Annotated in this window: 12 protein-coding genes, 1 pseudogene and 1 riboswitch; of the genes and pseudogenes, 6 read left to right on the top strand and 7 right to left on the bottom strand. The window is 71.5% G+C overall.

The window, feature by feature from the left end:
- Window positions 1–28: 28 nt before the first annotated feature.
- Window positions 29–868: a DUF1684 domain-containing protein gene (locus ON27_RS09475; protein WP_043722669.1), complete on the bottom strand. Its 840-nt coding sequence runs from the start codon at window positions 866–868 to the stop codon at window positions 29–31.
- Window positions 865–1,917: pseudogene (locus ON27_RS09480) on the bottom strand (NtaA/DmoA family FMN-dependent monooxygenase); the annotation flags it as partial. The gene ON27_RS09475 and the pseudogene ON27_RS09480, both read right to left, overlap by 4 nt.
- A 143-nt stretch (window positions 1,918–2,060) precedes the next feature.
- Window positions 2,061–2,154, bottom strand: a riboswitch (SAM riboswitch).
- A 385-nt stretch (window positions 2,155–2,539) separates the two neighbouring features.
- On the opposite strand from ON27_RS09480, the gene ON27_RS09485 reads away from it, so the two are divergent.
- The gene (locus ON27_RS09485; protein ID WP_043722708.1) at window positions 2,540–3,238 is read left to right on the top strand and encodes a hypothetical protein; all 699 of its coding nucleotides are present in this window, start codon (window positions 2,540–2,542) and stop codon (window positions 3,236–3,238) included.
- Between the two features lie 28 nt (window positions 3,239–3,266).
- On the opposite strand, the gene ON27_RS09490 is transcribed toward ON27_RS09485, so the two are convergent.
- The 5 genes from ON27_RS09490 to ON27_RS09510 all read right to left on the bottom strand — a co-directional run bounded on the left by ON27_RS09490 (window position 3,267) and on the right by ON27_RS09510 (window position 8,302).
- A complete protein-coding gene (locus ON27_RS09490) occupies window positions 3,267–4,433 on the bottom strand; it encodes a glycosyltransferase family 2 protein (protein ID WP_043722713.1) in 1,167 nt (388 codons plus the stop codon).
- Between the two features lie 35 nt (window positions 4,434–4,468).
- Complete coding sequence (locus ON27_RS09495) at window positions 4,469–5,251, bottom strand: LppM family (lipo)protein (protein WP_051046383.1); 783 nt, start codon at window positions 5,249–5,251, stop codon at window positions 4,469–4,471.
- Between the two features lie 69 nt (window positions 5,252–5,320).
- Window positions 5,321–6,133: a carotenoid biosynthesis protein gene (locus tag ON27_RS09500; RefSeq protein ID WP_373282757.1), complete on the bottom strand. Its 813-nt coding sequence runs from the start codon at window positions 6,131–6,133 to the stop codon at window positions 5,321–5,323.
- Window positions 6,118–7,683 (bottom strand): phytoene desaturase family protein, encoded by a 1,566-nt coding sequence (locus ON27_RS09505; RefSeq protein WP_043722674.1) that lies wholly within the window; start codon window positions 7,681–7,683, stop codon window positions 6,118–6,120. Before ON27_RS09505 ends, ON27_RS09500 begins: the two co-directional genes overlap by 16 nt.
- Window positions 7,684–7,690: 7 nt before the next feature.
- A complete protein-coding gene (locus ON27_RS09510; protein ID WP_043722678.1) occupies window positions 7,691–8,302 on the bottom strand; it encodes a GNAT family N-acetyltransferase in 612 nt (203 codons plus the stop codon).
- Window positions 8,303–8,471: 169 nt separating this feature from the next.
- Between ON27_RS09510 and ON27_RS09515 the strand changes: the two genes are divergently transcribed.
- From ON27_RS09515 to ftsL, 5 genes are all read left to right on the top strand, one after another.
- Entirely contained in the window at window positions 8,472–8,912 is a 441-nt protein-coding gene (locus tag ON27_RS09515) for an SAV_6107 family HEPN domain-containing protein (protein WP_043722682.1), read from the top strand.
- A 150-nt stretch (window positions 8,913–9,062) separates the two neighbouring features.
- Window positions 9,063–9,476: an SCO2097 family morphological protein gene (locus ON27_RS09520; protein WP_043722687.1), complete on the top strand. Its 414-nt coding sequence runs from the start codon at window positions 9,063–9,065 to the stop codon at window positions 9,474–9,476.
- 402 nt (window positions 9,477–9,878) lie between these two features.
- Window positions 9,879–10,310, top strand: a complete 432-nt coding sequence (mraZ, locus tag ON27_RS09525) for a division/cell wall cluster transcriptional repressor MraZ (protein ID WP_039797118.1) — start codon at window positions 9,879–9,881, stop codon at window positions 10,308–10,310.
- A gap of 184 nt (window positions 10,311–10,494) precedes the next feature.
- The gene (gene rsmH, locus ON27_RS09530) at window positions 10,495–11,469 is read left to right on the top strand and encodes a 16S rRNA (cytosine(1402)-N(4))-methyltransferase RsmH (protein ID WP_043722725.1); all 975 of its coding nucleotides are present in this window, start codon (window positions 10,495–10,497) and stop codon (window positions 11,467–11,469) included.
- Between the two features lie 124 nt (window positions 11,470–11,593).
- Window positions 11,594–12,368, top strand: a 775-nt coding sequence (gene ftsL, locus ON27_RS09535) for a cell division protein FtsL (RefSeq protein ID WP_051046384.1), incomplete at its 3' end; no start/stop codon positions are given.

Consider the following 12,368-nt stretch of genomic DNA (forward strand, 5'->3'; position numbering starts at 1 on the left):
TTCTCGGCATGAGCGGGGCCCTGCGCGGTCACGCGACGCTGCCTCCTTCGGGCCTGACCGCCCCTGCCGTGCGCCCCTGCCGTGGGTCCTGTTCGCCCGCCTCGATGGCCACCCGTAACCGGTTCTGCGGGGGCGCGACCGGGCAGGTCGCGAAATCGGTGAAGGCGCACGGCAGATTCGCCGCCCGGTTGAAGTCCAGCACCACCGTGCCGTCCGCGCCCGGCGCGCCGACCGCCAGCGAACGCGCCGCCGGGTAGGTCGTCACACCGCTTGTCGCGTCGGTGAACAGCACCCGCAGGTCGTCCCGGTCGCCGAACGCGACGACGCGTTCGGTCACCTCGCCGATGCGGAACTCGATGGTGCCCGCGGCGCTGTGGCGGTGTTCGAGGCCCGCGACCACCGCGCCGGTGACCACGGTCTGCTGCTTTTCGAACGGCGTGAACCGCCCCGAGACCACCCAGCGGGGATCGGGCCGGTAGGCCGGGATGCCGTCGAAGGCGAGCAGGGTGGGCGCGGCCGGGTCGTGCACGCGCACGGCGTAGCGGCCGGTGCGGCGGATCACCTCGAGCACCCGCCGCTCGTGCCGCACGTGCAGGCCGGGCGCGCCCTCGGCGGGAATCACGATCTGCACGCCCGCGATGCCCAGCCCGTCGTATTCCAGCCGGTCGGCCGGTCGCGCGGTGATGAACACCTTGTCGTCGGTGACCCACCAGGTGCCGGGCACCTCCGGCAGCCGCTCGGGGCTGTCGGTGAGCCAGTGCAACCCGGTCAGGCTGTGGAAGCCGAGCGGGTCGCGCAATCGGTCTTCGCGGGCGTGGTGCCAATGCGCCCACTCGGTCTCGAAAACGCTGGCGATGCTGGTGGTCATGACGCTTTGGCTCCTTCGTGGGCGGTGCTGCGACGGTGCGGGTGGCGCAGGCCGAGGTGGTCGCGCAGGGTCGTGCCGGTGTACTCGGTGCGGAAGCTGCCGCGTTCCTGGAGTTCGGGGACGACCCGGTCGACGAATTCGTCCAGCCCGTGCGGGGTGAGATGGGGGACGAGGATGAATCCGTCGGCGGCGTCGGCTTGCACGTAGGCGTCGATCCGCTCGGCGACCGACGCGGGTGTGCCGACGAACTGCTGGCGGGCGGTGACCTCGATGATCAGCTCCCGGATGCTGAGCTTCTCGGCTTCGGCCTTCGCCCGCCAGGCCGCGGCCACCGCGTGCGGATCCTTGGCGTGGCGTACGCGGCCGCGCGTGATCTCGACGTTGTCGGTGGGCTCGACCTCGGGCAGCGGGCCGTCCGGGTCGTAGCCGGACAGTTCACGGCCCCAGACCTGCTCGAGGAAAGCGATCGCGGTCTGCGGACCGACCTGTTGCAGACGGATGTGCCTGGCGCGTTCCTGCGCCTCGGCCTCGGTGTCGCCGAGGACGAAAGTGGCGGCGGGGAAGATCTTCACCTCCTCGGGCGTGCGGCCGTACTTGGCCAGGCGGCCCTTCAGGTCGGCGTAGAAGCGCTGCCCCTCTTCGAGGGTGCCGTGTGCGGTGAAGATCGCGTCGGCGGTGGCAGCGCCGAATTCCCGGCCGTCGTCGGAGTCGCCCGCCTGTAACAGCACCGGGTGGCCCTGCGGGCTCGGCGGCAGTACGAATCGGGCGGTGATGTCGAATTGCGTTCCGCGATGGCGGATCTCAGGGATCTCGCGGGCGAACACCCCGGTCTCCCGGTCGACGACCAGTGAGTCCGCGGCCCAACTGTCCCACAGCGCCCGGGCGACCTCGACCGTCTCGGCCGCGCGGTGGTAGCGCTGACCGTGCTCGAGATAGCCGCCGCGCCGGAAGTTCGCCCCGGTGAACGCGTCGGAGGAGGTCACGACGTTCCAGGCGGCGCGTCCACCGGAGAGGTGGTCGAGCGAGGCGAATTGCCTGGCCAGTTCGAACGTGCCAGCGCGAGGATTCGGGGACGGGTTCGGATCACGAGGCGACTCCAGAGACTTCGGTGCGGCGAGTTGCTCGCCCTGGCGGAGGAAGATCGGCGACATCGGTCGCCGCGGATCTGCTGGCCCTCGATGATCACTTCGGTCCTCCATCGGTCCCGGCGGAAGCACCCGCACCCGGTGACCGGGGGGTTGCTGCGACGTCGACGAGCCAGGTCTCTCGGTCGCTCTGGATGGTTGGCGCCGACCCCTTCGTCAACCGATGTCAGGGTCGAGCCGAATCATGATGCCCAGCAAGCGAAGCCGGGTACAAGGGAAGTAATCACCGTGAGCGTAGCTCTTGTCGTACGCGGATTCATCGGATCTTTGTGATAGCCGAGCGTGCGCTGCTCGACCGAGCCCGTCGCGTCACCGCTCATGAACGGCCGGCGCCGAATGCCGGCGGCCCGATGCAGCATACGGCCGTCGCCGCGAGTGGAGGGCGCGGGCCGGCCGATCGTCATCTTCGTTCCGGGCAAACAGGACTCGCCAGCGGATTGCTGTTCGCAATCCATGCTGATGGACGCGTTTGCCGGAGTATGGTGCCCCTCGATCGTCCCGCCGATGAGGAGGTTTCGTGATCACCATGCGCCGTCTGACCAAGTTGTCCGCTGTCGTGTCCGGCTCGATCGCTCTCGTGCTCGCCGGGCCGGGCGCCGCGCTCGCGGACCCGGATGCCACGACTCCCGCGTTCTCCGACCAGTCCGTGCCGATCGCCGCACCCGGCGACCTGTTCGGCGCCTACCAAACCGCGCTCGACGCGCTGCGCACACTCGGTATCGAGCCGTTCATGTACCCGACCGCGTCCGCGTTCTGCCTCGACAACACCACGGCGGGCCTGGCGCCCGCGGTGGCGGGCGCCATCCCGGGGCCGTGGCCCAAGCGCACCGTCCAGCTTCCCGGCCAAGACCTCAGCGCCGTCAAGGCCGGGCAGACCATGTTCACCTTCGTGCCCTACGGCCTCGGCCCGGACGGCCCCGACACCGCGGGCATGCAGGTCGCCTGGCTCAACCTGAACACCGGCCGCGGCGGCACCGCCGCCATGGGGCCGCTGTCGGAGATCGCCCGCACGATGATCCCCGCGGCCGTCCCCGCCGACCTGCGGGCCTCGGCCGAGCAAGCGCTCAGGGACTTCCTCTTCGCGGCCCTGCCGATGGGCGGGGTGCGCGCGGTCCCGGTGGACACCGGTAAGGGCACCGTGCTCGCCGCGGTGTTCGGCACGGTGCGCAACGGCGCCAAGTCCTGCTTCTTCTTGCCGACGGTGGGAATCACCGCGGTGCCATGAGAGTCCGGCCGCCGCGGCGCGGGGCCGCTCAGTCGAGCGAGCGACCTTTCCAGCGCGCCGTGCCGCGGCGGCGGGCCCGGTGGGAACGCGCCCACAGCAACAGATATGCCGCCACCGACACCGGATGCGCGAAGGCGGCCAGCACATCAGAACCACGCAGCGGGCCGCCGGTCTCGGTGGAGCGGGCCAGTAGCCGCCCGCCGACGGCGGCCAGCCAGCCGAGCAGGCCCGTCCGCCGGACCGCGCCCCGGCCGAGCGCGGCGGCCGCGGGCGGCACCCAGTAGGCGAGTGTGGCAACCAGTCCCACCGCCGCTCCGCCCGCGATCGTGCCGTCGTAGGCCGACCAGAGCCAGCGGGTGTAGCCGGCGTCCAACTCGGCCGCGCCACGATACATCCTGGTGCGAGCCAGCGGTCCGGCGGCCACGACCACGGTGGGGTGACCCGCTCGCCGCAGCGTACGGGCGATGTCGAGATCCTCGGTGACGCTCCCCGCTACCGCCGCGTGGCCACCCACCGCGCGGTAGGCGGCGTTGTCGAACACGAGGAACTGGCCGCAGGCCACCGCCGTGGACGGCCGCAGGCTCCGGTCGGCCATCGCGACCGGCAGCGTCGCGGCCCACGACCAGCACAGCAGCGGCTGCACCACAGCCTCCGCCACGGAACCGGCCACTTGCAGCGGCCACGGTGAGACCAGCGCCGCTCCCCGTCTGCGCAGAGCGCCGACCGCCGCGGCCAGCGCCGTCGGGGCCAGCCGCACGTCGGCGTCCACGAAGATCAGCACCGGCGCGGTCACGTCCTCGGCGAGCCGGACACAGGCGGCGGCCTTTCCGGTCCAGCCGGGCAGCGGCCCGGATTCGCTGCGCAGCAGAGTGAAACGAGGGTCGTTCCCGATCGCCGCCTCGGCGGCGGCGCCGGTGCCGTCGGTGGACGCGTCGTCGAGGATGCGCACCGCCAGGCGCGGCACGCCCACCTGGGCGCGGAGGTCGCCGATCAGATCGGGTAGCCGGTCGGCCTCGTCGCGCGCCGGGACGCAGACGGTGACCGGTTCGATCACCGTGGTCGGGGTGTCGGCCAATCGCCGCAGGGTGATCCGGTTGTACAGCGCGATGCCCGCGCCGAGCACGGACAGCCCGGTAGCGCAGGCCGGCAGGATCGAGGTCGCGCGCAACGTCTTCGGCAGGTCGGCACTCACCATGTGCGCCACGCTATCCCGGCCCACCGACCCGCCGCTCAGCGATTCTGTGTCACCGAGCGCCACCAGCGGCTCGGAGAGAAGCCGACTTCCGGCGCTCCGGGCGGGGCGGGGTTGCGGTCCATGTACGCCAGCGCGGCGACGATGGCGGCCACCGCGAGCGTGATGCCGCCCGCGATGCCGGCCCAGCCCGCGAACGAGCGGGTGTTCGGGTCGGCGTAGCTCACCTCGGCGCTCGGTCGCGAGACTTCGCCCGGCGGCAGCCTCCAGGAGACTGTGTTGTCACCGTCGCGGCTGCCGTTGGTCTTGGCGACCCGGGCCGGGAAGGCGATGGTGAACTGCACGTCGGAGCCGTGCGGCGGAACGGATTTCAGGTCGACGCGCCCGGTCATCTTGACCAGGTCACCGGTGCGCTGGAACTGCAGCTGGAACATGCCCTGCGTCTGCTCGGACAGCTGCCCGAGCTGTTGCACTTCACCGAAGGACAGATCCTCGAAGAACACCTGGCTGCCGGTGTATCCGTCCTGGGCGTACGGTTCCACCCGCACCTTCGCGGCCAGCGCCTCGGGCGTCTTCAGCTGCGGGCCCTTGTCGCCGGGGTCGGCGGGCACCACGGCGGCCACCAGCCGCCCGGACACCCGGTCGTTGGACGAGACGCCCATCGACACCTGGACCCGCAGGCAGCTCGCGAGCATCGGCACCAGCATCGCCGCCAGTAGAACGGCCGCCGCGACGCGCACGCCGCGGCGTCGGGCCCGCCGCGGCGGGAGGCGCTGGGCATCGGGCATCGGGGTGACGGGACTCGGCTGCACGGGTGACATCGTGCCAGGCCGCCCGCCCGGAATGAAACGCACCAGTCGCAACGCGCGTCGGCATCCCGCCGCGCCGAATCAGCCGCGCGCGCGGGCGGCCGCGACCAGCAAGGGAACCCCGAGCACCGCCATGCCGGCGAAGCCGTAACCCGCGGAGGGCAGCAGGCCGAGGAACACCGCGTGGGCCAGCGCCGAGCCCAGCCAGGTCCACAGGAACAAGACCACCGGGACGACGCGCGCCCGCGCGCGGGCGTGCTGCGCGGGAGTCCGCACCGGATCCGGCGCCGCCTGTTCCCACACCGCCAGCAATCCGCCCATCACGAGCGCGACGCCGAACCAGCCCAGGTAATTCGTCACCGGGATCCACTCCAGCCCGGGCAATCCGGAGTCGGTGTCACACCAGGTCCACTGCCCGTCGGCCACCATCTGCGGATCGAGGAACAGATCCCAGCCCACCGCGCCGACCGCGGTCGCCACGATCCGCGTGAGCGTGCGCCGCGCCAGCATCCCGGCCACCACCCATACCGGGTACAGACCGCCGGTCCAGGCCAGCGGCACCAGCAGCGGCACCGTGAGCAGGGCGGGACCGAGCCGGTCGGCGGCGTATTCGTAGCAGCCGAACGGCACTCCCGTGGCGGTGCCGATCACCTCGGCCGTGAGCCCGAGGCCGGAGACGATGACCAGGAAGCCGATGGCGTAGCGCGGCCCTCTGGTGACGGTGGCGTGTGCCAGCGCGGCGCCCGCGGACAGCAGCACGACGGCGACGGTGATCCGGTCGCGCGCGCCGCCGCTGGTCAGCGGATAGCCGATCTGCGCCACGATCGTCGCGGCGACGAAGACGAGGGGCAAGAGCAGACGCGGCTCCCGCGACTCCGTCACCGTCTCAGCCACCGGCGTATCCCGCGCCGGTTCAGGTCGCGCAGTGCGAGGGCGGCGGCGTTGCGGCCGCTCGCGCCGGACACACCGCCGCCAGGATGGGTGGACGCGCCCGTCAGGTACAGCCCTGGCGCGCCGGGTACCCGCTGCCCCGCCAGTTCCGGCAGCGGGCGCCACAGCATCATCTGGTCCAGCGACATCTCCACGTGCATGACGTTGCCGCCGACGAGCCCGAGTTCGCGTTCCAGGTCCACCGGCGTCTGCACGTGCGTGCGCAGCACAGTCTCCGCGAATCCGGGTGCGTACGAATCGACCTCGGCGATGATTCGGTCGCCTTCCTGCCGGGCGAGCCGGGACCAGTCGGCGCCGGAGGCCAGCCGGTACGGGTGCCACTGCGCCCACAGCGACAACTGGTGCTCACCGGGCGGCGCGATGCTCGGATCGAGGGCACTGAAACTCATGGCCAGCACCACCGGCCGCGGCGGCAGGTCCCCCGCCAGCGCCGCGCCGTGCGCACGGCGCAACTGCGCGCGGTCGGACACCAGAAACTGCAGGCCGCGGGCGGAGTGCTCGATCGGGCTGCCGGGATAGCCGGGCAGCGTCGAGGTGGCGGCTCGCACCACCATCCCGATCCCGGGGCCGACGCGAATGCGCCGCCGCCAGTCGTCGAGCACCGTGCCGTCGAATCCGCCCGCGCGGAGCAGGTCCAGCGTGGTGAGCACATGGCTGCCCGCGATGACGGTGTCCGCCCGCAGCTCCCGGCCCGACGCGGTGCGCACTCGCCAGCGGTCCCCGTCGCGGCGCAGGGCCGCCACCGCGTCGCCCGCGGTCACCACCCCGCCGTCCGAACGCAGCCGCGCCGCCAGCGCCGTGGTCAGCGCTCCGCTGCCGCCCACCGCCCGTCCCGGCGGCAGGGTGTGCATGAGCGCGGCGAAGCCCACCATCGGCGCCGTGCCCGGCTCCGACATCGGCGGCCCGGACTGCGCGCCGAACCACGCCAGCGACGCCTTCAGGCGTTCGTCCTCGAAAAAGGCGTCGAGCAGCGCGTCTCCGGATTGCAGGAACTCCCGCGAGAGGGCGCTGCCGCCGTCTTTCGCCTCCAGTCCCCAGAACGACCGCACGAGCCTGCCCGGCGTCGGCCCGCCACCGAAGGCGCGCATCACACGGGCGCTGCGCGGACCCCACGCCTGGACGAACCGGCGATAGGCCGCCGCGTCCGACCGGCCGCAGGCCGCCGTGATCGACGCACAGGTCGCTTCCAGGTCACGGTGGAACACGATGGCGGGGCGGCCCGCGTGCGCGGGCGTGAAACCCCATGGATCGCAGTCGATGTATCGCAGCCCGAAACGGTCGAGCTCGAGTTCCTCGACGATGCCGGTGTGGCGGATCATGATGTGCGCCGACGAGCCGCGATCGACCCGGTGGCCGGGGAACCGTTCCACCGTCGACACCGCGCCGCCGAGGACCTCGTCGCGTTCGAGCACCTCGACCTCGTGTCCGGCGCGGGCGAGATAGCACGCGGCGACCAAGGCGTTGTGGCCCGAACCGACGACGGCGACCGTCACGTGACCCTCACAGCGGCAACCGCCTGCCGAGGATCGCGAACGGGCGGTTGTCGCCCGCGAACACGAAATTGCGCACCACGTCGGTGAATCCCTGCCTGCGGTACAGCCGCCAGGCGCGGTTGTCCTCACCGGCGACCTCGGGCGTCGACAGCAGCACGGCGCGTTCGGCGCGGTCGCGCAGCAGCCGTTCCAGCAGCGTGGCGCCGATGCCGCGGCCCTGCGCGGTGGGATGCACGTGCAGCTCGGTGAGCTCGAAGTAGTCCGAGAGCAATTCGCGCGTGGAGTGTTCGGGCCAGCCGGAGCGCCGCATCCCGCTGTGGACCTGCTGGTGCCACCACTGGTGCGCGGCGCCGCGATAGCCGTAGGCGATCGCCACGATCGGCGCGCGGCGCAGATCGATCCGGCCGGAGTCGTCGGGCAGCACCGCGGCCACCGCCTGCCAGCCGGGCCGGGTGGTGTGCTCGGTCCACATCGGCGCGCGATGGTTCTCGGTCCCGCGCGGATAGTCCATGGCGGCCACGTAGACCGCCAGCGCGTCGTGCAACCGGGAGCGCAGAGCCGCCACCGAGAGATCGATGACGGCGGGTGCGGGAGTGTGATTGGGCTTGACGGCGGTCATGGCTCTCGTCGGTCGCGCGGACGCGGAAGTTTGTCGGTGGGCGTCTCTATATTGAAGCTCAATTCAAACGTTCGAATACCTGTTCGGTCCGAGCGGTGCTGGAAAGCGGTGGGGGACGCCGCCTCCAGCGCGGATACGGGCCAAGGTACGCGATGGTGGAGGGACGGCGATGTCTGGTCGAGTGGAACATCCGGGCCGGCCCGGCCGGGCCGGCAAGCTGCTGGAGCGCGCGGACGGGTTGCTCATGCAGGCGGCGGGGGAGCGAGATCCGCGGGAGCGGTTCCGCACCGCCTACCTGGCGGCCCTTCGCGGCGCGGGCGCGGTGATCGCGCTCACGGGCGCCGACGCCGCCCCTCGGGCGCGCTCGCGCAACGCGTGGGTGCTGATGCAGCGCGCCGCGCCCGAGTTCGTGATGTGGGCGGACTACTTCAGCGCGCGCTCGGAGATCCGGGCGGCATTGGAGGCGGGGCTGGACCGGAAGGTCGACGAGCACGAGGCCGACGAGTTCTCCTCGCGGGTGGCCGCATTCCTGCACGACGTGGAAGATCTCCTCGCGGCGTCGGCTCGGTTGCGCCCCGCCCCGGGGCTGACCGGCGGGATGACCGCCTAGCGCGGACTGAAACCGGACTACGTCCGACTGAGCCATTAGGTGGTCTCGCCCTGATCGAACTCGTATCATTGGTGACAGATGGCCGCCAAGGTCGGCTATCTGTCGCCTACCCGGAGGCGACAGCCACGTCCTAGTGCCGGGGGAGGTACCGTGCCACTCTCCGAGCACGAGCAGCGCATGCTCGAACAGATCGAGAGCGCTCTCTATGCTGAGGATCCCAAGTTCGCCTCGTCCGTCCGCGGCGGACGGCTTCGTTCGACCTCGAGTCGTCGCAGACTCCAGGCCGCGGCGTTGTTCGTCCTCGGCCTTTTCCTCCTAGTCGCAGGCATCGCCGCGCCCGTCAAGCCCGGCGGCTTCCCGATCATCAGCCTGATCGGGTTCATCGTGATGTTCGGTGCGGGTGTGCTCCTGCTGCTCGGCACCTCCAAGAACGTCGCCAAGAACGACCGCTCCGGCGGCGAAGCCTCCTCCGGCGGCACGGGCGGCCGTGGGCGCCAGCGCAAGTCGGGCGGTTTCTCCGAGCGTATGGAGGATCGCTTCCGGCGGCGGTTCGAGCAGGAGTAGCCCGCTCGTAGCCTGACAACTTCAGCACCACCGGCGACGCCGCACCGCAACGGTGCGGCGTCGCCGGTTCGCGTGCGCGGCCGACCACGCCGCGGATGATCTTCGGGCGGCGTTTCCCCTTCCCCCACACCTCCCCACAAAGTTCCCCCACCACGCCCCCGCCCCAGGGGAGTCAGAGGGTTTGCTGGGTGTTTTCGGGCCTTTGTCCCCGGGGGCGGCGCGTGTCGGCAGAACTCGCGAAAGTTCTCCACCGCGGTGATAGCTGGGGTGACCTGCGGAATCGTCTGGGTCGGGAGCCAGATCACCGCTTGTTTCGATTGAAAGTGGGGGAAAGTGGGGTAATGTGGAGCGCGCAGTACTGAAGGGCCGACCATCGAGGTGATCGAATAGGGAGGTATCGAGATGTTTCTCGGTACCTACACACCTCGCTTGGACGACAAGGGGCGACTCACGTTGCCTGCGAAGTTTCGAGACGATCTGGCGGGAGGGTTGATGGTCACGAAGGGGCAGGACCACAGCCTTGCCGTGTACCCGAAAGAAGAGTTCACCGCGCTCGCCCGGCGTGCCGCGGCCGCGTCTCGAAGCAATCCGCAGGCTCGCGCGTTCGTCCGGGCCCTCGCGGCCGGAACGGACGAACAGCGTCCGGACGCGCAGGGCCGGATCGTGTTGTCCGCCGACCATCGTCGCTACGCCAACCTGCAAAGGGATTGCGTGGTGATCGGTTCGGTCGACTTCCTGGAGATTTGGGACAAGCAGGCGTGGGAGTCCTACCTCGCCGAGCACGAGGAGGACTTCTCGCAAGCCAGAGACGAGTCGCTGGGCGGAATCTTCTAGCCGCGGGCGAACGAGTGCCACGCGGTCTCTGCCCGGACGCGGACCCTGACGTACTTCCCCGACGCCAGGTGCCGAGGTTCGGTCAGAGACCACGGGGCATTCGTATCCGTATCGAAAGCACTGTGTAGCAAGGCGACCCGTGTGCGGTGCGCGACGACGCGAGGCAGGACTCCGGGAGGTCGAAGTGAACCGTGAACAACGCGGCCCCCGCCATGTTCCGGTTCTGCTCGATCGAGCCGATGCGCTGCTGGGTCCGGCCTTGGCCGAGCCGGGCGCGGTCTACGTCGACGCGACCTTGGGCCTGGGCGGCCACGCCGAACATTTCCTGAGCACCTACCCTGGCATCCGCCTGGTCGGACTCGACCGCGACACCACGGCCTTGAAGCTGGCCGGCGAGCGGCTCGCGCCGTTCGCGGACCGAATCACGCTGGTGCACACCCGCTATGACGGCATCGCCGACGCGCTGGGCGAGGCGGGACTGCCGGCCACCGGCTCGGTGTCGGCGATCCTGATGGACCTGGGCGTCTCCTCGATGCAGCTGGACGAGGCCGAGCGCGGCTTCGCCTACTCCGTCGACGCCCCGCTGGACATGCGGATGGACCCCACCCGTGGGATCACCGCCGCCGACGTGCTCAACACCTACAGTCACGGCGACTTGGCCCGGGTGCTGAAGACCTACGGCGAGGAGCGTTTCGCGAGCCGGATCGCCGCCGAGGTGATCCGGCGGCGCCAGGTGAAACCCTTCCGCACCAGCGCCGAGCTGGTGGAACTGCTGTACGCCACGATTCCCGCGGCCACCCGCCGTACCGGCGGGCACCCGGCCAAGCGCACTTTCCAGGCGCTGCGAGTGGAGGTCAACGGGGAACTCGACTCCTTGCGCGCCGCGCTGCCCGCCGCGCTCGCCGCCCTGCGGGTGGGCGGCCGCGTCGTCGTCATGTCCTACCAATCGCTGGAGGACAAGGTGGTGAAGCACGAACTGGTCACGCGCACCGCGTCCAGGACGCCGGTGGGCCTGCCGGTCGAGCTGCCCGGGATGGGGCCGGAGTTCCGGCTGCTGACCCGCGGCGCGGAGAAGGCGACGGAGCAGGAGATCGAAGACAACCCGCGGGCGGCCCCCGTGCGCATGCGCGCCGCCGAGCGGATCCAGGAGGCCGGGTGAGCAAGCAGTGCGCGGCGCCTCATCGCGCCTGCCTGCGGATGTCCCGCAGAGATATCGGAGGCCGGGTGACACAGCGCCACGCTGCGCTGCTCCGGCGTCCCGGGAGGACAGAGGAGGGGAATCGATGAGCGTGCGGACGCGGACCGTCGAAGCGCCGGGCCGGGTCGCCCGGCGGGTCCAGGACGCCGAACGGGTGAAGTCGGGCGCGGCGCAGCGCGCCTACGCGCGGCGGCGCATGCGCGCCGAAGGCGGTTCGGACACCGCGCTCCTGCCCACCGTGCGGCGCTCGGCGATGGCCGCGCGCATTCCGTTCGTCACGGCCATCATCGCCCTGCTCGGCTGCGGCCTCGCGCTCACCCTGCTGCTGACCACGCGCGCGGCGGAGGACAGCTACCAGCTCGGCGACGCGCGGGCGACGAACCGGCGGCTGGCCGACGAGCGCGCCGCGCTGCAGCGGGAAGTCGAGGCCGCCGATTCGGCGCCGGAACTGGCCGCGCGAGCCCGCGAACTCGGCATGATCCCGGCCAAGGACCCGGCCCGCCTGCTGGTCGGCCCGGACGGCTCGGTCACGGTGATCGGCAAGCCCAGCCCGGCTCAGGGCACCCCCGTGCCCCCGCTGAACGCCTCGCCGTCGGCGCGGCCGTGGGGTGAGCGGGTGGTTCCCGTCACGACGACACCCGGCGCTCCGGCACCGGGGCAGCCGACCACCGGCCCGCAGAACAACCCACGGGTGAACGCGGCGCCCGCGCCGGGCAGCACGGTGCCGACCTCGCCCCCGGCCGTCGTCCCGTCGCCCTCGGTCCTGCCCGCGCCACCGGCCGAGGCGCCCCAGCCACCTGAGGAAGCGGTGCCGGGCCCCGACGCGGCGCAGCCTCCGACCGCGCCCGGCGGAGTGCCGC

It is taken from the genome of Nocardia asiatica NBRC 100129 (assembly GCF_000308415.1).
GTDB classification, from domain to species: domain Bacteria; phylum Actinomycetota; class Actinomycetes; order Mycobacteriales; family Mycobacteriaceae; genus Nocardia; species Nocardia asiatica.